This is a genomic window from Gillisella taibaishanensis (assembly GCF_001938985.1).
Classification (GTDB): Bacteria; Pseudomonadota; Alphaproteobacteria; order Rhizobiales; family Rhizobiaceae; genus Allorhizobium; species Allorhizobium taibaishanense.
In genome coordinates this window covers 140,727-164,601 of sequence record NZ_MKIN01000021.1, presented here as the reverse complement: position 1 = coordinate 164,601, position 23,875 = coordinate 140,727, and the positions used below count along the sequence as shown (strand labels likewise).

Here is a 23,875-nt window from a genome sequence, read left to right as displayed (position 1 = left end):
GCTGCTTTCCAAAGCTCAGTGAAGGTTCGGCTGGGCGCCCTGGCCCTTTTCATCGATCAGGTAACCGCGCGCGAAACGGTCCAGCCGGAAGGCCCGAGCTGTTTCATGCGGTTCGCCTTTGGCGATCAGATGGGCAAAGCAATAGCCTGACGCGGGCGTGGCCTTGAAGCCGCCGTAGCACCAGCCGGAATTGAGGTAGAGATTGTCGAGATGCACCTTGTCGATAATAGGCGAGCCGTCCATCGACATATCCATGATGCCACCCCAGGAGCGTAGGACGCGCACGCGTGACAATGCCGGGAGCATCGCCTTGCCAGCTTCCGCCACGTGCTCGACCGTGGCAAGATTGCCGCGCTGGGCATAGGAGTTGTACCCGTCGATATCACCGCCGAAGACCAGACCGCCCTTATCCGACTGCGACACGTAGAAATGGCCGGCGCCAAAGGTGACGACGCAATCGATGAACGGTTTCAGCCCTTCCGAGACGAAGGCCTGCAGCACATGGCTTTCCATGGGAAGTTTCAGCCCGGCCATCTCTGCGACGCGCGAAGAATTGCCGGCCGCAGCGAGCGCCAGCTTACCGCAGCCGATGAAACCCCGGGTGGTCTCCACGCCAACCGCCTTGCCCGCCTCGCGGCGGATGCCCGTCACTTCGCAATTCTGGATGATGTCGACGCCGTTGATATCGGCTCCGCGGGCATAGCCCCACGCCACGGCATCGTGACGCACCGTGCCGCCGCGTTTTTGCAACAGTCCGCCCTGGATCGGGAAGCGGGCATTGTCGTAGTCAAGAAACGGCAGCATCGCCTTGACCTGCGCCCTGTCCAGCAGGTCGGCATCGACGCCATGCAGGCGCATGGCATTGCCGCGCCTGATATAGGCATCGCGCTGGGCGTCTGAATGGTAGAGATTGACCACGCCGCGCTGGGAGACCATGGCGTTGAAATTAAAATCCTGTTCCAGTCCCTCCCAGAGCTTCATCGAAAACTCGTAGAAAGGATTGTTGCCGGCCAGCAGATAGTTGGAGCGAATGATCGTGGTGTTGCGCCCGACATTGCCTGAGCCGATATAGCCCTTTTCGACCACAGCAATATTCTTGATGCCGAATGTCTTGGAAAGATAGTAGGCGGTCGCCAGCCCATGCCCGCCACCGCCGACGATCACCACGTCATAATGCGGTTTGGGATCCGGTTGGCGCCAATGGGCGACCCAATTACGGTTGCCGCGAAGGCCGTTCAGGAAAATGGACAGGGCCGAATAGCGCATCATGCCTGCTCGTTTCAGGAGGATCAACTTGTGCAGGCTACTCCAACTCTGGTGTTCCACAATTGCAGAAAAGAGACATATCATGATACCAAGGAGACATGACCGACCTTGTCTCTCCGATCACCCAGACTTATGGCTACGTACTGACGCCGAACTTTGCGCTGATGTCGTTTTCGTCGGCAACAGAGCCGCTTCGGGCCGCGAATCTTCTGGCGCAAAAATCGCTTTACGCGGTGCGGGCGCTGTCGCTGCGCGGTGAGCCGGTGCGCTGTTCGGCGGGGTTCGATATTCCCTGCGGCGATTTTGTGCGTGACGGAGCGACCTGCCACACGCTGTTCGTGATCGCAGGTGGCGCTCCTGGAGATTGGCAACAGACTGCTGAAATGCATGGCACTTTGCGCAAATTTTCCCGTCAGGGCATGCGGATCGGGGGCATCTCCAGTGGTGCGTACATTCTGGCTGAGGCCGGTCTGCTCACTGAGCGCGATTTTACCATTCACTGGGAACATGCCCCGGCGCTCCGGGAAGCCTTTCCCGATCTCGTGCCTCGCCAGGCTCGTTATGTGCTTGATGGGAACCGGCTGACCTGCGGTGGAGGCGTTGCGCCGCTGGACATGATGCATGCGCTGATCAGCGAGCGGCTCGGGCCGGAATTTGCGCGCCGGGTCAGCGATTGGTATCTGCATACGGCGGTCGCCGAGCCGACGGCGCCGCAGCGAGGCTCTGTCGTCGAGCGCTTCGGCACCCACAATCCAGCGCTGGTGGCAGCACTGGAGAAGATGGAGGCCGCGCTGGAACATCCGCTGGACCGTCAGGCGATCGCCCGACTGGTCGGAATCACGCCGCGGCATCTCGACCGGTTGTTTGCCGGCCATCTGCAGGCCAGCTTCCAGGAGACTTACCGTCGCATGCGGCTCACCCACGCCCGCAAATTGCTGGAGCAGAGCCCGCTTTCCCTATCGGATATCGCCTTTGCCACCGGCTTTTCCAGCGCCTCGCACTTTTCGCGGGCCTTCAAACAACTGTTTGGGATTCAACCGAAATCGGTTAGATCATAAATCTGTTATAGACGGACATCAGAGGCAGGCATGGCCAAGAGCGACACAAAGGCAGTCCAGGCGGCAAAGGCAATCTTGGCGCAGGACCCGCACGCGGTGCGTGAGCCCAGGGCCAACAACCTCGAAATGGCGATCGGCCACGAGGTGCGCATCTTCCGCAAAAAGCTCGGCATCACGGTTGCGGATCTGGCCGCAGCGACCGGCATGTCGGTCGGCATGCTCTCTAAGATCGAAAATGGCAATATCTCTGCCTCGCTGTCGACATTGCAGTCATTGTCGCGTGCGCTCGGCGTGCCGATTACCGCTTTCTTCAAAGGCTATGAGGAGCCGCGCAGCGCGAGCTTCGTCAAGGCCGGCGAAGGCGTCAATCTGGAGCGTCGAGGCACCCGTGCGGGCCATCATTACAGCCTGCTCGGACATATCGAAAACAATAGCTCTGGCGTGGTGGTCGAGCCTTATCTGATCACGCTCAACACCGAATCCGACGTGTTTCCGACCTTCCAGCACGAGGGCATGGAATTCCTCTACATGTTGGAAGGCGAGGTGGTCTATCGCCATGGCGAAAGTCTCTATCGCATGCAGCCGGGGGATAGCCTGTTCTTTGACGCAGACGCGCCGCATGGGCCGGAAGAGCTGGTGACCTTGCCGGCCCGCTACCTCTCGATCATCTCCTACCCTCAACTGAAATAGTTGCTCAACAGGAAAAAATTATTCCTAGAGATTGATTTTGTTATTGGGCGGTGTTAGCCATTTCTTCAGTGAGAAATGGAGAGGCTGACCATGTGCGGCATTGTGGGACTGTTCCTGAAAGACAAAAGCCTTGAGCCCCAGTTGGGGGAACTGCTCTCGGATATGCTGATCACCATGACCGACCGGGGTCCCGACTCGGCTGGCATTGCCATCTATGGCGCCGCGCAGGCGGGCAAGATGAAGGTGACGGTTCAGTCGCCGCAGCCGGCGGTCGATTTTGCGGGGCTGGATGCCGCCATGGCGGAGGCGGGCATTGCTGCTTCGGTGACGGTAAAAAGCACTCATGCCGTGATTGAGGTTGCCGCTGAAACGTTTGGCCAAGTGCGGGAATTGCTGTCGACGATCCGGCCGTCCATCCGCATCATGGGCTCAGGCGAAAGCGTCGAGATCTTCAAGGAAATCGGCCTGCCGAAGGATGTGGTCAGTCGGTTCGAAGTGCGGGCCATGGGCGGTACACACGGCATCGGCCATACCCGCATGGCGACGGAAAGTGCGGTGACCACGCTCGGCGCCCATCCCTTTTCCACTGGGGCCGACCAATGCCTGGTGCACAATGGCTCGCTGTCCAATCACAATAATCTGCGCCGCGAGCTGATCCGCGAAGGCATGCGGTTTGAAACCCAAAACGACTCTGAAGTGGCGGCTGCCTATCTGACGGCGGAAATGGCGCGCGGCAAGGATCTGGGTCAGGCGCTGACCGGTGCGTTGTCCGATCTCGATGGCTTCTTCACCTTTGTCGTCGGCACCCGCTCTGGCTTTGGCGTGGTGCGCGATCCGATCGCCTGCAAGCCGGCCGTCATGGCGGAGACCGATCAATACGTGGCCTTTGGCTCGGAATACCGGGCGCTGGTCAACCTGCCCGGTATCGATACGGCCCGAATCTGGGAGCCGGAACCAGCCACCGTCTATTTCTGGGACCACGCAAAAGCGGCCTGAATCGCAAGGGACTTATCATGCCTGTCTTCGACCTTTCCCACACTCCCCTACGCGAGTTGAACAGCGCCCTTCACGCCGTCACGTCGGGCGCGAATGATACCAGTTTCGAAATCGTCAATCCGCGTGGACACCATGCCGTTGCCGTCGGCATCGATAGCCCTGTTACCGTGGAGGTGAAGGGGTCGGTCGGCTATTACTGCGCCGGCATGAACGACGGCGGCACCGTTACGGTACGTGGTTCCGCTGGTCCAGGTGTTGCGGAAAACATGATGTCCGGCACCGTTATCATCGAAGGTGACGCCAGCCAGTATGCCGGTGCGACTGGTCGCGGCGGATTGCTTGTCATCAAGGGAAATGCCGCCTCACGCTGCGGCATTTCCATGAAAGGCATAGATATCGTCGTACACGGCTCCATCGGCCACATGTCCGCATTCATGGGCCAGTCTGGCCACTTGGTGGTGCTCGGCGATGCCGGTGAGGCGCTGGGGGACAGTCTTTATGAGGCAAAGCTCTTCGTGCGCGGCAAGGTGACGAGCCTGGGCGCCGACTGCATCGAAAAAGAGATGCGTCCCGAACATCTGGAAAAGCTGGCCGAGCTTCTGGCGAAGGCAGGTGTCACCGACGTCAAGCCGGAAGAATTCAAGCGCTATGGTTCGGCGCGCAAGCTTTACAACTTCAATATCGACAACGCCGAAGCGTATTGAGCGGAGAGACCGATGAGCTATCACAACCCCAATACGCCACCGCGCAAATCCGCGACCTTCGATGATTATACGCTCGCGGAAATCCGCCGCGCCGCCGCCACCGGCATCTACGATATCAGGGGAGCCGGCACCAAGCGCAAGGTGCCGCATTTCGACGATCTGCTGTTTCTCGGCGCGTCGATTTCCCGTTATCCGCTCGAGGGCTATCGCGAGAAATGCGATACTTCGGTTGTGCTCGGCACCCGCTTTGCCAAAAAGCCTATCCACCTGAAGACACCGATCACCATTGCCGGCATGAGCTTCGGTGCCCTTTCTGGCAATGCCAAGGAAGCGCTTGGGCGCGGGGCGACGCTGGCCGGCACCTCCACCACGACGGGCGATGGCGGCATGACCGATGAGGAGCGCGGCCATAGCCAGACCCTGGTCTATCAATATCTGCCGTCACGCTACGGCATGAACCCTAGAGATCTGCGCCGCGCCGATGCCATCGAAGTGGTGGTCGGCCAAGGCGCCAAGCCCGGCGGCGGTGGCATGTTGCTCGGCCAGAAGATTTCCGATCGGGTCGCCAACATGCGCAACCTGCCGAAGGGTATCGACCAGCGCTCCGCCTGCCGTCATCCCGACTGGACGGGGCCAGACGATCTCGAGATCAAGATCCTCGAACTGCGCGAAATCACCGATTGGGAAAAGCCGATCTATATCAAGGTCGGCGGCGCGCGGCCGTATTACGACACGGCGCTTGCCGTAAAAGCCGGGGCTGACGTTGTTGTGCTCGACGGCATGCAGGGCGGTACAGCTGCAACTCAGGACGTGTTCATCGAAAATGTCGGCATGCCGACGCTTGCTTGCATTCGTCCAGCCGTCCAGGCGCTCCAGAATCTCGGTATGCATCGCAAGGTGCAGTTGATCGTGTCAGGCGGCATCCGTTCCGGTGCTGATGTGGCGAAGGCCCTGGCGCTTGGCGCCGATGCCGTGGCGATCGGCACGGCGGCGCTGGTTGCTATCGGCGACAACGACCCGAAGTGGGAAGAGGAATATCAGAAGCTCGGTACCACTGCGGGCGCCTATGACGACTGGCACGAGGGCAAGGATCCGGCCGGCATCACCACTCAGGATCCGGAATTGATGAAGCGTCTCGACCCGGTTCTGGCTGGCCGTCGTCTCGCCAATTACCTCAAGGTGATGACGCTGGAAGCCCAGACGATTGCCCGTGCCTGCGGCCATAACCGGCTGCACAATCTCGAGCCAGAAGATCTCGTGGCACTGACCATGGAGGCCGCCGCGATGGCGCAAGTGCCGCTTGCCGGCACCAACTGGTATCCCGGCAAGGCCGGTTTTTAAACTTCAATGGCTGCGATCTTCTCCCGGGATCGCGGTCATTTCCTTTCAATGTGTCTCAATCCATAAAAACAGGGGAACGACGTGACACAGGATCTTGCGCAGTTTGCTAGCGAACGCGGCATCAAATATTTTATGATCAGTTATACCGACCTGTTTGGCGCCCAGCGCGCCAAGCTGGTGCCGGCTGAGGCCATTGCCGATATGCAGAAGGATGGTGCAGGCTTTGCGGGCTTTGCCACTTGGCTGGACCTAACGCCCGCGCATCCCGATCTCTTTGCCGTGCCAGATGCCTCCTCCGTTATCCAACTGCCTTGGAAGAAGGATGTCGCCTGGGTCGCTGCCGATTGCGTGATGGATGACAAGCCGGTGGGGCAAGCGCCCCGTGTTGTCCTGAAAAAGCTGGTTGAGGAAGCCGCATCCATGGGGCTTCGGGTCAAGACGGGCGTCGAGCCTGAGTTTTTCCTGATTTCGGCTGATGGCGGCAAGATTTCTGACGAATTCGATACAGCGGAGAAGCCTTGCTACGACCAGCAGGCACTGATGCGTCGCTATGACGTGATCGCCGAGATCTGCGACTACATGCTGGAACTGGGCTGGAAGCCCTACCAGAATGACCATGAAGACGCGAATGGCCAGTTCGAGATGAACTGGGAATATGACGACGCGCTCAAGACCGCCGACAAGCATTCCTTCTTCAAGTTCATGGTCAAGTCGGTGGCAGAAAAGCACGGGTTGCGCGCCACCTTCATGCCGAAGCCCTTCAAGGGACTGACCGGCAATGGCTGCCATGCGCATATCTCGGTTTGGGATGTCGAGGGAAAGACCAACGCTTTTGCCGACAAGGCCATGCCGTTCGGTTTGTCGGCCAAGGGCAAGACCTTCCTTGGCGGCATCATGAAACATGCTTCGGCGCTTGCCGCTGTCACCAATCCGACGGTGAATTCCTACAAGCGCATCAACGCGCCGCGCACCGTATCAGGAGCCACCTGGGCACCGAATACGGTGACCTGGACCGGCAATAACCGCACCCATATGGTGCGCGTGCCTGGACCAGGCCGTTTCGAACTGCGCCTGCCGGACGGAGCAGTCAATCCATACCTGCTCCAGGCCATCATCATCGCCGCCGGCCTTTCGGGCCTTAAGAGCGATGCCGATCCTGGCCCGCATCACGATATCGACATGTATCGCGAAGGCCATACGGTGAAGAATGCGCCGAAACTGCCACTCAATCTTCTCGATGCGTTGCGCGCCTATGAAGCGGATGATGAGCTTCAGGCGGCCTTAGGGCTCGAATTTTCCAGCGCTTATCTCAAGCTTAAGCACAACGAGTGGAACAGCTATTGCTCCCAATTTACTGCCTGGGAACATCAGACGACGCTCGATATCTGAACCGGGAGCTATGTCGGGCCGTAGGCTTTTCGCAGTGATGCGGGGCAGTTTCCCACATTTGGGCAGGCAGGTCAGTCTTGTACGTACCCCACTACAGTCTTGCAGATCAGTTCTTCAATCTTGGAAGCCCGATGGGCGGGCTTCCGCCACCATGTCATCCGTCAAAGGGGCTGTCGTCACCCGCTATGGCTTCTGTATCGCCTGCTCGGTGATAGAGGTCCTGGAGGCACCGCACCCCCGTTCCCGATGCCGCGGCCTCGCCGTGTCGGACCGTATGCTGCGGTCGGCAGCCTTGTCTTCCTGTCCGCCATCCTGATCGGCATGGTCTACGGCGCGGAGTTCGACGTGCTGAGCTACATCATCAAGCGCAGCTTCGGCCTTGCCGCATTCGGGCGCATCTATGGCACGATCTTCGCCGTATTCCAGCTGGGCGCAGCTCTGGGGGCGACGCTTCTGCCGCTCAGCCGCGCGCAATTCCAGAGCTACGCGCCCGGCCTCACCGCTTATGCGGTGGCCTTGGCGGTGAGCGGGGTTCTTTTCGTGTTGCTGAAGGAGCAACCCAGGGAAACCCAATAGGTCTTTCATGTTCCTCTTGCGGGCGGATCAGCCTCTGATTGTCACCGTAAAGCTTCGCATCCTCCAGCACCCCGGTTCAATGAACGGGGCGTTTCCAGCTTGTCTCCTACACAACAAGTCGAGCAACCCGGCTTATATCCTCACGAAAGCGCGCGACTGCTTCGTTTCTCTTTATCTCGTCGGGAATGCGCAGCAGGTATGATGGATGAACGGTCACGAATAGATGTCGCGCGTCGTCCATGATGATTGGCTGGCCGCGCACATCCTCCAAACGATCCTTTCGATCCGTGAGCGAAAACAGTGCGGTCGCGCCCATGGCGACGATCAGCCTCGGCTTTACGATATCGATCTCTTGCGTGAGCCACCACCTGCAGTGCTGCACCTCTGTCATGTTTGGGCGCTGGTGGATGCGGCGCTTTCCCCGTGGCTCATACTTGAAGTGCTTCACCGCATTGGTGACGTAGAGCGCGCGTCTGTCCAAGCCGGCACGCGCTAGAGCATCGTGGAACACACGGCCGGCCGGCCCTATGAACGGCCGCCCGGCAAGATCCTCTTGGTCCCCTGGCTGCTCGCCGACGACCATGATCTGTGCATCGACAGGCCCTTCGCCGAAAACGGTCTGTGTTGCGCGACAGTAGAGATCACATCGAGTGCAGTGCCGGGCGTTCTGGCGCAGCGCATCAATCGTGCCCGCCTCGGTCGCCGGCTCGGTCTGGACACGCGCCGCCGCGGCCTGGAGGCGATGGTGAAACGGGAGCGGTTCGCTGGCTTGTTGACGCCCCATATCGATCAGCTTGGCTTCCGCTCCGGCTATAAGGCCGGGAATGAGCTCCGCCTCCGGCAGGTTCTTCCAATATTTTTTCGGCATCTCCGTCATCATCATCTTTACCTTCAAGCGTGCTGGATTGAAGATGGATGCATAATATGTGCGCCAAAGATCCTCGGTTTCATCCTGGATATCGGGCTTGAATGCCGGTTCGATCGACGTCCGAAGGATCTGGCCGTCCCAGGAGGCGGAGCCGTGAGGCGTCAAGATAATCCAGTCCATGTCATTGAACCGTCGTTGGAAAAACGGCGCAACGCGTGCGACGATGAAATGGTCCGGCTCAAACCAGGCAAGAAAACGCCGTCTGCCTGCAACACCGGCAGGCAGTGGCACTTCCTTGAAGCGCAAGAAGGCCGTCATCTTGTGATAGTCGCGACCCACGGACTTCTGCATCCGGTACGCCATCGCCACGTCGGCATCCGTCTTCATCTCAAGAAGATGTCGTTCCTGCCTTAACCGAAACAGCAGGCGATAAAGCAAAGCGAAGCGGCCGGGATCGGAATGGCAGAGAACGGCTTCTGCGAGTGTAAGGAAGGCCGGCGGCACGGATATCTGCGCGTTCGTATGACCGGCCTGGCTTGTCGTTCGGCCGTCGCCGTCTTCGCTTGCGTCAGCGCCAAATAAGCCCTGCTCGTCATCGATAAGCCGCCAGTCGATTTCCTTGGGGTCGATGCCCGATTGTAGATACCGCCGCGCCGCCGCGCGCCATTCCGAAAGATCGCCACGGCCTTCGAGAAAGCAGGTCTGCGTCATAGTAGTGATAATTGCTCCGGCTTCGGCATGAACATCGCCCGCAAATCGGCGCGATCGATCAAACGATGCGGGGTCCAACCCTCGGCCGTGATGAACGGCTGGACTTTTTTGAGTGAGACGCCGAGCCGTCCGATATCTTCCAGCCGCAGCCGTTTGAACCGCCGTGTCGAAAGGATGGACTGGACGGTCTTCGTGCCGAAGCCGGGCACGCGCAGAAGCATTTCCCTGTCCGCGAGATTGATGTCGACCGGAAATCGATCGCGATGGCCAAGCGCCCATGCCAGTTTCGGATCGATGTCGAGATCGAGCATGCCGTCCGGACGTGCCGACGTGATCTCCGCAATGTCGAACCCATAGAAACGATAGAGCCAGTCTGCCTGATACAATCGATGCTCCCGCATCAGCGGCGGCTTGATCAGGGGCAGGTTTTTCGACGAATCCGGGATCGGGCTAAAGGCGGAATAGTAGACACGCTTCAAGCCGTAGCTTCCATAGAGCCTGGCGCTGGTGCCAAGGATGGTTGCATCGTCAGCAGCGTCGGCGCCGACAATCATCTGTGTACTTTGTCCGGCGGGGGCAAATCTCCTTCGCCGCTTGGTCTGGAGCGTCGGCTCAGCCATTTCTTCGATCTTCAGGCGCAAATTGCCCATCGACCGGCGAATGTTGTCCGGTCGCTTTTCCGGCGCGAACTTCCCTATACCGGCATCCGTCGGCAATTCGATATTGATCGAAAGGCGATCGGCGTAGAGCCCCGCCTCTTCAATTAGTTGCGGTGACGCCTCGGGAATGGACTTGAGATGGATGTAGCCATGGAAATTATGTGTCGTGCGCAATTCACGCGCAATCCTAACCATTTCCTCCATCGTGTAATCGGACGAGCGGATGATGCCAGAGGAAAGAAAGAGACCCTCGATGTAATTGCGGCGATAGAATTCGAGCGTCAGCCAGATGACTTCTTCGACCGAAAACCGCGCGCGCTCCACGTTGCTCGACGATCTGTTGATACAATACGCACAGTCGTAGATGCAGAAATTGGTCATCAGGATTTTAAGAAGAGAGATGCACCGCCCGTCCGGAGCGTAGGCATGGCATATCCCGGAGCCTTCCGTCGATCCTAGCCCGCCAGAGGCTGCCGAGTTCCGCTTTGTCGTTCCGCTTGATGCGCAAGACGCGTCGTATTTTGCCGCATCCGACAAGATGGCCAAGCGTTCTTTAAGCGTTTTCCTCATGAAATGTTCACTAAATGTTCTACAGACATTTGTCAACGTTTCAGCCGAACGCGGTTCAGTATCTTCCTGAGAACTATCAGTCCGACGCCGTGATTGTCGTGTGTAATTGCCCGACCATTGGCTTCTCGCCTTGGCCGGGCGTTTTGCGTCAGTGGACCGGCGTCGCGAGGGTGTCACGCTCACCCAGTTCCTCGATGCCGGCGGCGGCCTCGATCCGGCCGCCGTTCAGGGTCAGATAGATCCCGAGCAGGAAGGCCAGCGCTGAGATGAACAGCAGATAATATGCATGCGCCATGGGATTGATCGGCAACAGGCTCGCGACCGCAATCGGCGTCAATCCACCGAAAATAGCGTAGGAGACGTTGTAGGAGAAGGACAGGCCGCTAAACCGGACATGTGCCGGGAAGGCTCGCACCATGACGTAGGGCACTGCGCCGACGATGCCGACCGACAGACCCATCAATGCATAAAGCGCGAAGAGGACAGGCACCGACGTTGCGGCATAGGTGTAGAAAGCGAAGGTTGCTGCCGCCAGAAACACGCTTGCCACCATCAGGAACCGACCGGAGCCGACCTTGTCGACGATAGCGCCCGATGCGGCAGTGCTGAAAATCAGGAACAGCGTTCCGAAGCTCGTCGCTGTCAGCGAGATCTGGGCGCTATAGCCATAGAGCTTTTGCAGGAGCGTGGCGGTCATCAGCGTCGTTACGACGAGGCAGGCGGCAAGCACCCAGGTCAGCGCCATGGAGATGATGACGGCAACCGGATAATCACGCAGCACGGTCTTCAGCGGCAGTTCCGGGATGCCGGCCCGCGCCAGGCGCATTTCGGCAAAGACGGGTGTTTCCTGCAACCAGCGGCGCAGATAAACGGCGACAAGACCGAAGATGCCCCCGAGGAAGAAGGGGATGCGCCAGGCATAGGCCGCGACATCTTCCGGCGCAAAGACCGAGTTAATGACGGCGGCAATCAGCGATCCTAAGAGAATACCGAGCGTCAGGCCCGAGCAGAGAAAGCCGCAGGCAAAGCCGACCCGGCGGAATGGCACGTGTTCGGACACGAAGGTCCAGGCGCCCGGCACTTCGCCGCCGATGGCAATGCCCTGCAGCAACCGCATGAGGATCAGCAGAACAGGTGCGGCAATGCCTATTGTCGCAAAGGTCGGCATGGAGGCCATGCCGAGCGTCGACAGCGCCATCAACAGGATCGAGAATGCGAAGACCTTCTTGCGGCCGAAGATGTCGCCAAAATGGGCAAGGATCAGCCCGCCCAGCGGCCGCACCAGATAGCCGGCGGCAAAGATGCCGAAGGTCTGCACAGTCACCAGCCAGTCCGGCATGTTGGGCGGAAAGAACAGCTTGCCAATGACACCCGCGAAGAACACGAAAATGATGAAGTCGTAGAATTCCAGCGCGCCGCCCAACGCCGAAAGGCCGAGTGTGCGAAAATCCGCGCGGGTGAGCTGGCGGGGCGGCGAGGGCGGAGTGGAAATGGGCGACATGATCCTGCCTTGCGAAAAAAATCCGATCAAGTTTGGTCGCCCATTCCATCAGGGATTTCAAGCGCAATTGCAGCGATTATGCCGTCGCTCTAACATGTCGACAGATATGTTGCCGTCAGGGCCGATTTTCGGCCTGCTGACCCGAGCGGAACGGGTTGCCCATCAGGATAGACGCGTCGACATCGGTCAGTCGCCGTTTGCCGCAGAGCGCGAGGCTGATGTCGAGTTCCTTGGCGATGATGTCCAGTGCGCGGGTCACGCCATCGCGGCCACCGGCGCCGAGACCATAGAGGAAGGGGCGGCCAATATAGGTGCCCTTGGCGCCGAGTGCTGTGGCCCTTAGCACATCTTGTCCCGAGCGGATGCCGCCATCGATATGCACTTCCATCCTGTCGCCAACTGCTTCAACTATTGATGGTAGCATCGAAATGGATGAGGGAGCGCCATCCAGTTGGCGTCCGCCGTGGTTGGAAACGATGATCGCATCCGCGCCACTGTCGGCGGCGGCGCGCGCGTCCTCGACATCGAGAACACCCTTGAGGATCAGCTTGCCGCCCCAGTAGTCCTTGATCCAGGCAACATCATCCCAAGAGAGTTTGGCGTCGAACTGTTCCGCCGTCCAGGCCGAAAGCGAGGACATATCGGTGACATTCTTAGCGTGGCCAACGATGTTGCCGAAATGCCGGCGGTGCGTATTGGCCATGCCAATGCACCATTGCGGCCGTGTTGCCATCTGCCACATGTGCTTGGGCGTGAATTTTGGCGGGGCCGAGAGGCCGTTGCGCAGGTCCTTGTGACGCTGGCCGAGGATTTGGAGATCGAGCGTCAGCACCAGTGCCGAGCATTTCGCGGCCTTGGCGCGGTCCATCAGGTTATAGACGAAGTCCCGGTCCTTCATAACATAGAGTTGGAACCAGAAGGGCCGGCGCGTATGCAGCGCGACATCCTCAATCGAGCATATGCTCATGGTCGACAGCGTGAAGGGCACACCAAAGGCCTCAGCTGCTTCTGCTGCCAGGATCTCGCCATCAGCATGCTGCATGCCTGTCATCCCGGTCGGTGCAAGCGCTACGGGCATGCTGACGGGCTCGCCGATCATCGTGCCCGCCAAAGACCGTTCGGTCATATCGACGAGAACCCGCTGGCGCAGCTTGATCCGGGAAAAATCGCTCTCATTGGCTCGGTAGGTGCTCTCGGTCCAGGAACCGCTATCGGCATAGTCGAAGAACATTTTCGGCACCCGGCGCTTTGCCTGGCGCTTCAAGTCGTCGATCGTCAATGCTGCGGCCATGGATCGAATCCTTTCGCTGTCTGAAACGTTTTCTGCAAAGGGTGTGCGGCCAAATTTCGGCGATTGCAAAGGAGAATTTGCCGTCAAGGCTTGCCGACCCTGCTGTCAGACATAGTTTCTCCTTCATCCCTTACGTTGTGAGGACTTCGGATGCGCATTCTCTATCAAGGCGATATTTTCGCTGACTATTTCCAGTTTTTTCTGCGCGATCAGGCTCGTGCCGACTTGCCTGATGATTACAGCGACGACTCTATTGAAGCACGTCTCATGGCTGGAGAACACGGGGTGATCGTCCATACGGCGCGCAATATGACTGTAACGGTTTTGCTTGAATGGCATGATCAGCGGCCAGAAGTGGATCTCAGCGCCTTCCAGCATGTCGTTGAGGCGAACTTCGCCTGCCCGACTGGTCAGCTTTTGCTTGCTGGGCTGACGGATGACGAAAACACGGCGCCCCGCTTTGACATCACGCCCGGCCGTATAGGTCTTCGTGCCTGCTTCAACGGGCTCGATACCGTGAGTGAGGATGGTCTCGATGGCGAGGATCGTTACCACCTGCAGATATGGCCGCAAATGGAGACGCGGTCATTCGAGGTCTTGAAGGCCTGGCCGACCTGAAAAGTCGGCCACGCCGGTTTATCGCGACAGGTGCTACTTCACGGCCGTTGCGGTGTTGATCTTTTCGACATCGGCCGCCAGCGTGTCATAGGTCTGCTGCAACGTCAGTTCTCCGACGATCAGCTGGCTCATGCGCTGGACGATCTGCTGGTAGAGCGCCGATCCGCCCTTTTTCTTTTCGAACACCCGTGCTTCCTGCGGCACGTTCTTCTCGTTGGCGAGGAAGACGGCCATCGAGGCCTTGGCGTTGCCGTCAGTCAGCTTGTATTGCGGATTGTCGATCTTTGCGCCGGTCAGGATCACGTAGTTTTCGGCGATGTCGCGCTGGACCTTTTCCGAGCCGAGGAATTCGACGAACTGCGCGACGACTTCCGGGTATTTGGTGCGTTTAAACGCGGCAATCGCTGTGGCGCCGGGCATGGCATAGCAGCCGGCCGGGCCGCAAGGTGCGTTGATCGCGGTCCATTCGAAGGCATCGCCGATCTTCTTTTGGAACGGATTGACCATCCAGTTGCCGGCCAGATAGGTCACGACATTGCCGTTGACGAATTCGTCGCCCATGTTCTTGTATTGTGAACCGCCGGCCGCTCCCCACATTTCCTTCGGAAAGCTGCCGTCCTTCGTCCAGCTGTAGAGATCGGCAATATAGGCCTTGGCGGCGTCGTCGGGAAAGCTGAACTTGTCGTCGCGGACATAGGACGAGCCATAGGAGAAGGCCGCGCCCGAGAAACGGTGGCCGGAGCGGTCCATGGTAAAGGGGATCTGCACGCCGGTTTTCTTGGCAACCCGGACGGAGGCTTCGACAATCTCTTTCAGCGTCGCCTTCGGGCCGGGCACCGGCTCGCCCGCCTGCTCGAACAAGGTCTTATTGATGAAGGGCAGGTTGAGCGTCTGCGAGGCCACATAGCCATTGATCGACTGGGGATCGCTGATGCCGGGCAGGCGGATTTGGTTGAGGCTGTCGCCATGCAGCTTCGCATAACCATCCGGGTCTTTCATGTAGGGCCGCATGTCGAGGAAGAATGGCGCCAGCTGCCAATCGGTGATCTTGGCAAGATCAGGGCCTTCGCCGACCGCCAGCTGCACCGGCAATTGTTTGGCGACAGCCTCATAGCCCGACGACACGAAATTGATCTTCACATCGGGATGGCTTGCCTCGAATTCCTTGCTGAGTGCGGCCATGTGCTCGACATAGGACTGGTCGTCGTCGGTGAAGAGAAAGGTGATGGTTTTCGTCTCAGCCATGGCCGGTTGGCTAAGCGCAAGCGCCGCGAGGGCAAGGCCGCTAAGGCCCGAAAGAAGTCTGGACATGTGATCCTCCCTATGAAAACTATTTCATGAACGCAGAAAATGCTCAAGTATCTGCGCTCCTCCAACTTCTTTTTGCGACTTGACAAACTTTCCGTCAAGCTGTTTTGTCGGGAAAAATCGACGGATTTCGTGTCTGTTCGGCGATTTGATGCACTTAATAAAAATAATTTCATGATCGCAGGGAGGCGAGCCATGACCATCGTCGAAAGGCCCGCAACCTCAGCGCCACACGAGCCCAATGATCAGCCTCTTTATGAGGTCTGCCAGGGGGAGACGGTTACGGCCTGGCTGGTGTCGCCGCTCATTGCCACTTCTTTTCCGGGTGAGCCCGCGCCGGCGGAGGATCGAGCTGATTACCGCTTCATCAACGGCTTCGTCGATGTTGGCGATCTGCCCTGCCGCAAGGCCTTCTGGGCGACGATGGTCGGGCGCCTGATTGCGCCTGAGTGGGATTGGCCGGTGGATCGCCTCAATCTGCCCGGCGCCAACCGGCGTGTGGAGTTTACCCATTTCTGGCATGGCCCGACCCATGTGCGGCGCTGGCTGCGGGGCACGTTCAAGGCGCCGATGGCCCGCAGTCTGGCGCTGCGGCTGAAGACCTGTGGCGGTGTGCGCATTTGGGTAAATGGTGTGGAGCAGGTGCGGTTCGAGCCGTTCCGCCGCAATGTCGAATCCGCGACCGATATCGTTCTCACGCTATCCGAGGGCGACAACGACATTCTGGTTCATACCGAGGATCTGGCTGAGCGCGACACCGTCTGGTTCGTGGAGTTGGAGGTGACGGATCAGGTGCCGGTTGCCGTGCAATTGCCGGCGGCGCTGGATGCAGAAACGATTGACCGGTTGGAGGGGCTTATCCGCAGTGTTCGCCCGGCCCGCGATGTGTTTGTCAACGAGCCGCTGCAATTGCTGTTCGATGAGGCGGCGCCGGTCGACGTGCCTGTCGAGGTGCGGGTCTATAGCCACGGACATGATCGAGCCTTGCTGGTTCACGAGCAGCTAGTGCTGGGCGCAGGCGAAAGCGTGGTGACCATCCCGCAGACGCGCGGCATCGCCGATGGCTATCACGGCATAGATTTGCGGCTGGGCGAGGGCGTCAGCACCGCCGGTCGGGTGCTGGATGCGGCTTTTATCAGCGATGTCAGCCCGAAAATCTCCACTGGCAGCTTGGCGGAGCGCAAGCGTGAGGCGCTGGTCTATTCGGCCCGCCATGGCGCGCCGCGCATTGGGCGGGTTTTGGCCATGGCAGCGTCAGGGGAGGTGGATGAGGCCGTGCTGGAGCGGCTGATTACCGATACGCTCGCCTCCATTGATCGGCGCGACGATTGTTCCGATTTCATCATGGTGCCGCTGCTCTGGCTGCTTGGCGCTTACCCAAATGTCCTCAGCGAAGATTTGCTGGCGCGGGTGCGCCAATCGGTGCTGAACTATCGCTACTGGGTGGATGAGCCCGGCAATGATGTGATGTGGTTCTGGAGTGAGAATCATGTCCTGTGCTTCCATACCAGCCAGCTGCTGGCCGGCCAGCTTTTTCCCGATGCCGTATTTTCTGCTTCCGGCCGCACCGGCACGGCGCAGGCGGCTCTTGCCCGCCATCGTCTGCATCGCTGGTTCGACAGTTCAGAGGCCCATGGCCTCGCTGAATGGAATTCGGCGGCTTACTACCCGATTGATTTCATAGGCCTGCTGGCACTGGAGCATTGGGCGGAACCTGAGATCGCCGCTCGCGCGCGCGGCCAACTCGATCTGATCTTCCGGATGATCGCCCTGCACACGCTGGCGGGCGTGCCGGCCGGATCGCAGGGGCGGGCCTATGACAAGGAATTGCGCGCCGGGCCGCTGACGGAACTGGCGCCCTTTGCCTATGTCGCCTTCGGTGAGGGCTGGCTGAACGGTGGCGTCGCCTCGCTACCGATGTTCTGCGCCAGTGATTATCAGCCGCCGGCCGATCTCGCGCCGCTCGCCCGCCTTGAGGAAGGGCGCCGCATTGAGGCGCGTTATGCGCAGGGGCTCGAGGCCGGCAGGCTGACCGTGTTCAAGACAGAAGCCTCGCAGCTGTCCACCGTTGTCGATCACAAGACCGGGACGAAGGGGCACCAGCAGCATGTGCTGGATATCAGGCTTGCCGGTCATCCGATGGCGCGGCTGTGGATCAATCATCCCGGCGAAGATGATCCCTGGGGCTCGCAGCGTCCGTCCTATTGGGCCGGTAACGGCATCCTGCCCCGCGTTGCCCAGCATGGCGATACGGCATTGCTGATCGCCGATACGGCAGGTGGGCGCATGCCGTTTACCCATGCCTATCTCGGCCGTGACGGGCTGGACGAGGTCTTGATTGAGGAGCACTGGGTATTTGTTCGCGCCGGCAGGGGCTTTGCGGCGCTTTACAACAGTCATGGTCTTGAGCTGCAGGAGAGTGGCGCGACGGCCGGGCGCGAATTGCGCTCCATGGCGCCGCTTTCCGGCTGGGTCGCCGTGGTTGGTTCCGGGCAGGAAACCGACTTTCCCAGCTTCTGTGGACGACTCAAGGAAAGTGTCGTGACCTTCGATGCTGAAGCGCGGACACTCAGCCTGACGCCATCCGGTGGCGAGGCCCTGACGCTCTCCTACGATGGCATGTTCAGGCTCGGGACGCGCGTCCTGCCGTTCCGGCATGACCAGCCACAGCCGGTGATGACCTATGACAGCAACACCTCGGATCAGGGCGAGATCGCCCCTCTCTTTTATTAGTGGATCGGATGATGACGCAGACTCTGCAACAGACAATCGATAAGGTAGCAGCCGCTTTCAGCCGTCTCAAGGGCATCAAGGAAGGCCTGAGCGGCGAGGCTGGCGGCATTCAGTTCGATGAATGGGACTGGGAAGTGGGAGTCGGCCTATACGGCTTCCTGCGCCGGGCGATTGCTAATGGCGATTCTAAGGCAATCGATGATCTCGTCGACTGGTATGGCCGTCAGATCGCCCGTGGCCTGCCGCCGCGCCAGATCAACAGCACCGCGCCGATGCTGCCGCTGGCCATTCTCATCGGCCATGTCGACCGGCCGGATTTTGCGGCCCTTGTCGAGGATTGGGCCGATTGGCTGGTGAAAAGCCTGCCGAAAACCGAGGATGGCGGCTTTCAGCATGTGGTGAAGGAGCGGCTGAACGAGGGCGAACTCTGGGACGACACCCTGTTCATGGCCGGGTTGTTTCTGGCACAGGCGGGCGTACATTTCGGTCGCCGTGACTGGATCGACGAGGCCGTCTACCAGTTCATGATCCATGCGCGCTATCTATCCGACCCGGTGACCGGTCTCTGGTATCACGGCTGGACCTTTGTCGGTCGGCACAATTTCGCTCGCGCCTTCTGGGCGCGCGGCAATGCCTGGATCACCGTCGCCATTCCTGAATTGTTTTTCCTGGTGCCTGATATCGACGAAAAGGATCGGCGCTTCCTGGCCAACGTGCTGAAGAGCCAGCTGCGGTCGTTGAAGGCATTTCAGCGCGACGACGGCATGTTCCACACGCTGCTGAACGATCCAACCTCACCGCTGGAAACCTCGGCGACATCAGGCATTGCCTATGGCATTTTGCGCGGCATCGAGGCCGGCATTCTGCCTGCTGAAGACAAGCTTTACGCCGACAAGGCGCTTGCCGCCGTGCTGGGCCAGATTGATGATGACGGTGTCGTACTTGGTGTTTCGGACGGGACGCCGATGGGCCATGACCTCGACTTCTATCGCCGCATTCCCAATCTGCCAACGCCCTATGGTCAGGCGCTGGCACTGCTGCTGCTGACGGACGTTGCCCTGTCCGGCGCGGAATCTGCCGGGGAGGACGCCCAATGACCGATATGCTGGATGTGGTTATCGCGCATCAGCAGGGCGACCGAACCGAGGCGATCCAGGCCGCGATGGACGCTTTGTCGTCCGGCGGCGGCGGTCGGGTGGTGCTGGCGGCGGGCGTCCACGCGGTGGGCGGGCTGCAACTGCGCTCGGATGTCGAACTGCATCTGGCCGAGGGCGCCGTTCTGTCTCCGGTGCCTGATTATCAGGCTTACAGCGATAACATTGTCTCAGTCATTGCGGAAAAATCCAACCGTGGGATGCTGGTGGCGCGTGGAGCAAGTCATATTGCGCTGACCGGTCCAGGCAAGATCGATGCCGGCGGCGATGCCTTTATCACAGGCGACGACGAGAGCGTCGGTGTTTTCATCCCCGCTGAATTCCGCCCCCGCGTTCTGGTGTTGGAAGGTTGCCGTGGGGTGCGGCTCGATCGGTTGCATGTCGAGAACTCGCCGATGTGGACGCTGCATTTCGTCAATTGCGAGGACGTGCATCTGAGCGACATGAAGGTCCGCAACAACTGCCGCCTGCCCAATACCGATGGCATGGTGCTCGATGCCTGCCGCCGGGTGTTGATCGAAGACTGCGAGATCGAAACGGCCGATGACGGCATTTGCCTGAAAACCAGCGCTGGGCCGGATGGCCGCGCTATAGGCACCTGCGAAGACGTCACGGTCCGCCGCTGCACCGTTTCCAGCCAGAGCTGCGCCCTGAAACTCGGTACCGAAAGCTTTGGCGATTTTGCCCGTGTGATCTTCGAGGATTGCCGCGTCGAGCGGTCCAATCGCGGGCTTGGGATCTTTTCTCGCGATGGCGGCAAGGTTTCCGATGTCAGGTTCTCGCGCATTTCGCTCGATTGCCACGAGACGCCTGATGGGTTCTGGGGCTCTGGCGAGGCGCTGACGGTAACGGTGGTCGACCGGGTGCCGGAACGGCCGGCGGGGTCCGTGCGCGGTCTCGTTGTCGAGGATATCAGCGGTCGGATGGAAGGGGCAATCAACCTTGTTGCCTGGGCGGCATCAGGCATTCACGATGTCGCCTTGCGGCGCGTGCAACTGGCACAGCAGCCCGGCGCGCTTGGCACCGGCCTGCGCTATGATATGCGTCCGACCAATGCCGATCTGGCGCCGGCACCGGAAGCGCATGGCCGCGCCAATGCCTGGACGCGCGGCGCCGACGGCCGCATTGTCGGCGTGGTCGATTATCCCGGCGGTATGCCCGGCCTGTTTGCCTCGGGTGTGGAAGGGCTTGTCGTGGATGATCTCGTCATCGACAGGCCGCAGCCGCTGCCTGATGGCTGGAACCGGCTGGATCGTGTTGAAGAAAAGAACTGAAGCATCTGGGAGGATGATATGGGCGCGTTGACACTGAAGGGGCTTTCCAAGGCCTATGGCGCCGTCAAGGTCCTGCACGATATCGATCTATCGATCGACAACGGTGAATTCGTGGTCTTCGTCGGCCCATCGGGCTGCGGGAAATCGACCCTGCTGCGGATCATTGCCGGGCTTGAAGAGATCACCTCGGGCGAGATCAAGATCGATGGGCGCGATGTTGCCAAGCTCTCGCCCGCCGAGCGGCAGATCGCCATGGTTTTCCAGTCCTACGCGCTTTATCCGCATATGAGCGTACGCAAGAATCTCGCCTTCGGGCTGGAAAACCTGAAGTTCAAGCGGGACGAGATCGAGGCGCGCATTGCCGAGGCGGCGCGGATGCTCGCCATTGAGCCCTATCTCGACCGCAAGCCGCGCCAGCTCTCCGGCGGTCAGCGCCAGCGAGTTGCCATTGGCCGGGCGATCGTGCGCGAGCCGGAAATCTTCCTGTTCGACGAACCCTTGTCCAATCTCGATGCCGCGCTGCGGGTTCAGACCCGCGCCGAAATCACCCGCCTGCATCGCGACATCAAGACCACGATGATTTACGTCACCCACGATCAGGTGGAAGCCATGACCATGGCCGACAAGATCGTCGTGCTCAGGGCCGGCCGCGTCGAGCAGGTGGGCACGCCGCTCGATCTCTTCGAAAACCCCTGCAATCTGTTCGTCGCCGGCTTCCTTGGCTCGCCGCGTATGAATATGCTGAAAGGCCAGATCGTCAACATCGACAATGGCGTAGCGCAGATCGATGTCGGCCACCCGCATCGGCTGTCGGCCTCTGTCGATATGGCTGTGACAAGGCCCGGCCAGGATGTTCTTGTCGGCATTCGCCCGGCGCATTTTGCCCGCACCGAGACAGATGGTCTGCCTTTCGTGACCGGTTATTGCGAGAGCCTTGGCACCGAAACCTATCTCTATGGTAAGATCGAAGGGCAGGAGGAGCAAGTGATCCTCCATCAGGCCGGCCATTTGGCCGTCGCCGAGGGAACGCGCTTGCAGATCGCGCCGACCGCAGGGGCGGTCCATGTCTTTGATCCCGCCACGGAACGGGCACTGACGGTCAGACGTGGGCAGTTGAGTGGAGGCATCGCGGCATGAACAGCTTTGCCGACCGCCTGCTCGACCGTGCCATGCTCGTGGTCGAAGCGCCGTTGAACGGGCTGGAGCGGCTGTTTGGCCGCAAGCGAATGCCTTACGTATTTCTGGCGCCCAACCTTATCCTGTTCGGCATTTTTACGTTCCTGCCGATCGTGATTTCCATCGGCTATGCCTTTACGGGCGGCACCAATCTGTTCGTTTCGGAGCGACCCTATGTCGGGCTGGACAATTTCCGGCAATTGCTGAGCTGCGGCAATTATCTTGAGCCTGGCACCTGCACGGAATCGCTGTTCTGGACGGCCATTTGGAATACGCTCTGGTTCGTTGGCTTCAATGTCGTCGCCACGCTGTTCGTGGCGCTGACCACGGCGCTGATCCTCAACCGCGCCATGGTGGCGCGCGGCTTCTTCCGCGCGATGTTCTTTTATCCGGTTCTGCTGTCGCCTGTCGTAATCGGCTTGATCTGGAAATGGTTCCTCGATCGCAACGGCTTGCTCAACGCCTTCCTGCAAATGCTCGGCGTGCCCCCGGAAATCTTCCTGCTCGAAGTCGGCTGGTCGCGCTTCTTCGTCGTGGTCGTCTCCGTCTGGTTTCACATGGGCTTCTACACGCTGATCCTGCTTGCCGGCCTGCAGGCGATCCCGAAGGACCTCTATGAAGCGGCGGCAATCGATGCGGCATCGCCGCGCCGGGTGCTGTTTCGCATCACCCTGCCACTCCTTGCGCCCAATCTTCTCGTGGTGCTGATCCTGCTGATGATCCGCTCCGTACAGATTTTCGACGAGGCCTGGGTGCTGACCAATGGCGGCGGGCCAGGCACGGCCAATAGTTTCATCGTGCAATATATCTACCAGATGGCCTTCGGCAGCGATCTGCGGCTGTTTGGGCTTGCGTCTGCGGCGGCAACCCTGATGGGCGTGGTTCTGTTGATCCTGACACTGCTGCAGCTTGGCCTGTCGAAGAAACTGGAGCAGTGACATGAGCCTCAATCCCATTGCCTTCCTGACCCGCACCCGCCGACCCGGCCGCATCGGTCTGACAGATATTCTGGCCTGGCTCTGGCTGGTGCTTGGAACGCTTGCCGTGCTGGTGCCGGCTGTCTGGGCCGGTCTCTCCTCGATGAAACCCGCCGCCGAAATCACCCGGTTTCCGCCGACGCTTTTACCGCGTGCGGCGAGCGAAGTGACGGTGACGGGCTATGACAAGCCGCTCACCCTCTGGCAGGTGACAGTGGATGGCCAGACGAAAACCATGGCTATGGTGCGGCGCATCGGCTTGAAGGCGCAGATGGTCGATCCCAATAATCCGCAGGCGCCTGTCAGCGTCGACACCCGCACGATTGCGCCGGTCCAGAGTCTGACGGTTGCCACGGAAAACTATACCGACCCGCTAACCCGTTTTGCCTTTCTCACCTTCTTGAAGAACTCCGTCTTCGTGACCGTAGTGGCGACGGCGCTGACGCTTATCGTCAATGCCCTGGCGGCCTTTGCTTTGTCGAAATACAAATTTGCCGGCGACAAGGCGGTGTTCGTGCTGATCATTTCCACCCTGATGATCCCGCTGACGGTTGTCATGGTTCCCGCCTATCTCGTCATTGTCGGCGTCGGACTGGTCGACAATCTCTGGGGCGTCATCATTCCCACGGTCGCCTCGCCGACCGGCGTCTTCCTGCTGCGCCAGTATATGCTGACCATTCCCGACGAGTTGATCGAAGCGGCAAGGGTGGATGCTGCCAGCGAATTCAGGATCTTTTGGCGCATTGTCCTGCCGCTGACAGCACCGGCGCTCGCCGTGCTCGCGATCTTCTCCGTCCTCTGGCGCTGGAACGATTTCCTTTGGCCGCTGATCGTGCTCAGCAGCCGCGAGAACTTCACCCTCCAGGTGGGTCTCAACGCTTTCCAGGGCGAGTTTTCGGTGCAGTGGAACTATATTCTCGCCATGACCTTCCTCAGTCTGCTGCCGGTAACCCTGGTCTTCCTGTTCCTGCAGAAATACATCACGACCGGCATCGCCGGAACAGGAATGAAGTGA

General features: G+C 59.8%; 20 protein-coding genes. 14 read left to right on the top strand and 6 right to left on the bottom strand.

The window, feature by feature from the left end; all coding sequences use genetic code 11:
* Positions 1–15: 15 nt before the first annotated feature.
* Positions 16–1,266 carry a sarcosine oxidase subunit beta family protein gene (locus BJF91_RS08055; RefSeq protein ID WP_075614525.1) on the bottom strand — a complete coding sequence of 417 codons (1,251 nt, stop codon included), beginning with the start codon at positions 1,264–1,266 and terminating at the stop codon, positions 16–18.
* Between the two features lie 98 nt (positions 1,267–1,364).
* Between BJF91_RS08055 and BJF91_RS08050 the strand changes: the two genes are divergently transcribed.
* The 7 genes from BJF91_RS08050 to BJF91_RS08020 all read left to right on the top strand — a co-directional run bounded on the left by BJF91_RS08050 (position 1,365) and on the right by BJF91_RS08020 (position 8,020).
* Positions 1,365–2,324 (top strand): GlxA family transcriptional regulator, encoded by a 960-nt coding sequence (locus BJF91_RS08050; RefSeq protein WP_075613983.1) that lies wholly within the window; start codon positions 1,365–1,367, stop codon positions 2,322–2,324.
* 30 nt (positions 2,325–2,354) lie between these two features.
* Entirely contained in the window at positions 2,355–3,014 is a 660-nt protein-coding gene (locus tag BJF91_RS08045; protein WP_075613982.1) for a helix-turn-helix domain-containing protein, read from the top strand.
* Positions 3,015–3,104: 90 nt separating this feature from the next.
* Complete coding sequence (locus BJF91_RS08040) at positions 3,105–4,010, top strand: class II glutamine amidotransferase (RefSeq protein ID WP_075613981.1); 906 nt, start codon at positions 3,105–3,107, stop codon at positions 4,008–4,010.
* 17 nt (positions 4,011–4,027) lie between these two features.
* Entirely contained in the window at positions 4,028–4,714 is a 687-nt protein-coding gene (locus BJF91_RS08035) for a GltB/FmdC/FwdC-like GXGXG domain-containing protein (protein ID WP_075613980.1), read from the top strand.
* Between the two features lie 12 nt (positions 4,715–4,726).
* Positions 4,727–6,055: an FMN-binding glutamate synthase family protein gene (locus tag BJF91_RS08030; protein WP_075613979.1), complete on the top strand. Its 1,329-nt coding sequence runs from the start codon at positions 4,727–4,729 to the stop codon at positions 6,053–6,055.
* Positions 6,056–6,136: 81 nt separating this feature from the next.
* A complete protein-coding gene (gene glnT / locus BJF91_RS08025) occupies positions 6,137–7,444 on the top strand; it encodes a type III glutamate--ammonia ligase (RefSeq protein WP_075613978.1) in 1,308 nt (435 codons plus the stop codon).
* Between the two features lie 246 nt (positions 7,445–7,690).
* The gene (locus BJF91_RS08020) at positions 7,691–8,020 is read left to right on the top strand and encodes an MFS transporter (protein WP_075613977.1); all 330 of its coding nucleotides are present in this window, start codon (positions 7,691–7,693) and stop codon (positions 8,018–8,020) included.
* A gap of 106 nt (positions 8,021–8,126) precedes the next feature.
* Here BJF91_RS08020 and BJF91_RS08015 read toward each other — a convergent pair whose 3' ends face one another.
* The 4 genes from BJF91_RS08015 to BJF91_RS08000 form a co-directional block, all read right to left on the bottom strand.
* Complete coding sequence (locus BJF91_RS08015) at positions 8,127–9,599, bottom strand: UdgX family uracil-DNA binding protein (RefSeq protein WP_075613976.1); 1,473 nt, start codon at positions 9,597–9,599, stop codon at positions 8,127–8,129.
* On the bottom strand, positions 9,596–10,828 hold the full coding sequence (locus tag BJF91_RS08010; protein WP_075613975.1) for a putative DNA modification/repair radical SAM protein: 1,233 nt from the start codon (positions 10,826–10,828) through the stop codon (positions 9,596–9,598). Before BJF91_RS08010 ends, BJF91_RS08015 begins: the two co-directional genes overlap by 4 nt.
* A 148-nt stretch (positions 10,829–10,976) precedes the next feature.
* Positions 10,977–12,329 carry an MFS transporter gene (locus tag BJF91_RS08005; RefSeq protein ID WP_075613974.1) on the bottom strand — a complete coding sequence of 451 codons (1,353 nt, stop codon included), beginning with the start codon at positions 12,327–12,329 and terminating at the stop codon, positions 10,977–10,979.
* A 115-nt stretch (positions 12,330–12,444) separates the two neighbouring features.
* Positions 12,445–13,620, bottom strand: a complete 1,176-nt coding sequence (locus BJF91_RS08000; protein ID WP_075613973.1) for an alpha-hydroxy acid oxidase — start codon at positions 13,618–13,620, stop codon at positions 12,445–12,447.
* Positions 13,621–13,770: 150 nt separating this feature from the next.
* Here BJF91_RS08000 and BJF91_RS07995 point away from each other — a divergent pair, with 150 nt between their 5' ends.
* On the top strand, positions 13,771–14,238 hold the full coding sequence (locus tag BJF91_RS07995) for a hypothetical protein (RefSeq protein WP_075613972.1): 468 nt from the start codon (positions 13,771–13,773) through the stop codon (positions 14,236–14,238).
* A gap of 33 nt (positions 14,239–14,271) precedes the next feature.
* On the opposite strand, the gene BJF91_RS07990 is transcribed toward BJF91_RS07995, so the two are convergent.
* On the bottom strand, positions 14,272–15,549 hold the full coding sequence (locus BJF91_RS07990) for an ABC transporter substrate-binding protein (RefSeq protein WP_075613971.1): 1,278 nt from the start codon (positions 15,547–15,549) through the stop codon (positions 14,272–14,274).
* Positions 15,550–15,741: 192 nt separating this feature from the next.
* Here BJF91_RS07990 and BJF91_RS07985 point away from each other — a divergent pair, with 192 nt between their 5' ends.
* The 6 genes from BJF91_RS07985 to BJF91_RS07960 are packed head-to-tail and all read left to right on the top strand — an operon-like array spanning position 15,742 to position 23,875.
* Positions 15,742–18,279 carry a hypothetical protein gene (locus BJF91_RS07985; RefSeq protein WP_075614524.1) on the top strand — a complete coding sequence of 846 codons (2,538 nt, stop codon included), beginning with the start codon at positions 15,742–15,744 and terminating at the stop codon, positions 18,277–18,279.
* 8 nt (positions 18,280–18,287) lie between these two features.
* A complete protein-coding gene (gene bglB / locus BJF91_RS07980) occupies positions 18,288–19,376 on the top strand; it encodes a beta-galactosidase BglB (protein WP_075613970.1) in 1,089 nt (362 codons plus the stop codon).
* Positions 19,373–20,707 carry a polygalacturonase PglB gene (gene pglB / locus BJF91_RS07975; protein WP_075613969.1) on the top strand — a complete coding sequence of 445 codons (1,335 nt, stop codon included), beginning with the start codon at positions 19,373–19,375 and terminating at the stop codon, positions 20,705–20,707. Before bglB ends, pglB begins: the two co-directional genes overlap by 4 nt.
* Before the next feature lie 18 nt (positions 20,708–20,725).
* Positions 20,726–21,844 carry an ABC transporter ATP-binding protein gene (locus BJF91_RS07970; RefSeq protein WP_075613968.1) on the top strand — a complete coding sequence of 373 codons (1,119 nt, stop codon included), beginning with the start codon at positions 20,726–20,728 and terminating at the stop codon, positions 21,842–21,844.
* A complete protein-coding gene (locus BJF91_RS07965; RefSeq protein ID WP_075613967.1) occupies positions 21,841–22,821 on the top strand; it encodes a carbohydrate ABC transporter permease in 981 nt (326 codons plus the stop codon). The genes BJF91_RS07970 and BJF91_RS07965 overlap by 4 nt, the downstream gene beginning before the upstream one ends.
* Before the next feature lies 1 nt (position 22,822).
* The gene (locus BJF91_RS07960; RefSeq protein WP_075613966.1) at positions 22,823–23,875 is read left to right on the top strand and encodes a carbohydrate ABC transporter permease; all 1,053 of its coding nucleotides are present in this window, start codon (positions 22,823–22,825) and stop codon (positions 23,873–23,875) included.

Bases quoted from the DNA above. Each gene is read 5' to 3' on its own strand.
- BJF91_RS07965 (WP_075613967.1), top strand. From the start codon at position 21,841: ATGAACAGCTTTGCCGACCGCCTGCTCGACCGTGCCATGCTCGTGGTC.
- BJF91_RS07970 (WP_075613968.1), top strand. From the start codon at position 20,726: ATGGGCGCGTTGACACTGAAGGGGCTTTCCAAGGCCTATGGCGCCGTC.
- BJF91_RS07990 (WP_075613971.1), bottom strand. From the start codon at position 15,549: ATGTCCAGACTTCTTTCGGGCCTTAGCGGCCTTGCCCTCGCGGCGCTT.
- bglB (WP_075613970.1), top strand. From the start codon at position 18,288: ATGATGACGCAGACTCTGCAACAGACAATCGATAAGGTAGCAGCCGCT.
- BJF91_RS08005 (WP_075613974.1), bottom strand. From the start codon at position 12,329: ATGTCGCCCATTTCCACTCCGCCCTCGCCGCCCCGCCAGCTCACCCGC.
- BJF91_RS07960 (WP_075613966.1), top strand. From the start codon at position 22,823: ATGAGCCTCAATCCCATTGCCTTCCTGACCCGCACCCGCCGACCCGGC.
- BJF91_RS08035 (WP_075613980.1), top strand. From the start codon at position 4,028: ATGCCTGTCTTCGACCTTTCCCACACTCCCCTACGCGAGTTGAACAGC.
- BJF91_RS08040 (WP_075613981.1), top strand. From the start codon at position 3,105: ATGTGCGGCATTGTGGGACTGTTCCTGAAAGACAAAAGCCTTGAGCCC.
- BJF91_RS08055 (WP_075614525.1), bottom strand. From the start codon at position 1,266: ATGCGCTATTCGGCCCTGTCCATTTTCCTGAACGGCCTTCGCGGCAAC.
- BJF91_RS08050 (WP_075613983.1), top strand. From the start codon at position 1,365: ATGACCGACCTTGTCTCTCCGATCACCCAGACTTATGGCTACGTACTG.
- pglB (WP_075613969.1), top strand. From the start codon at position 19,373: ATGACCGATATGCTGGATGTGGTTATCGCGCATCAGCAGGGCGACCGA.
- BJF91_RS08000 (WP_075613973.1), bottom strand. From the start codon at position 13,620: ATGGCCGCAGCATTGACGATCGACGACTTGAAGCGCCAGGCAAAGCGC.
- BJF91_RS08020 (WP_075613977.1), top strand. From the start codon at position 7,691: ATGCCGCGGCCTCGCCGTGTCGGACCGTATGCTGCGGTCGGCAGCCTT.
- BJF91_RS07985 (WP_075614524.1), top strand. From the start codon at position 15,742: ATGACCATCGTCGAAAGGCCCGCAACCTCAGCGCCACACGAGCCCAAT.
- BJF91_RS08030 (WP_075613979.1), top strand. From the start codon at position 4,727: ATGAGCTATCACAACCCCAATACGCCACCGCGCAAATCCGCGACCTTC.
- BJF91_RS07995 (WP_075613972.1), top strand. From the start codon at position 13,771: ATGCGCATTCTCTATCAAGGCGATATTTTCGCTGACTATTTCCAGTTT.
- BJF91_RS08015 (WP_075613976.1), bottom strand. From the start codon at position 9,599: ATGACGCAGACCTGCTTTCTCGAAGGCCGTGGCGATCTTTCGGAATGG.
- BJF91_RS08045 (WP_075613982.1), top strand. From the start codon at position 2,355: ATGGCCAAGAGCGACACAAAGGCAGTCCAGGCGGCAAAGGCAATCTTG.
- BJF91_RS08010 (WP_075613975.1), bottom strand. From the start codon at position 10,828: ATGAGGAAAACGCTTAAAGAACGCTTGGCCATCTTGTCGGATGCGGCA.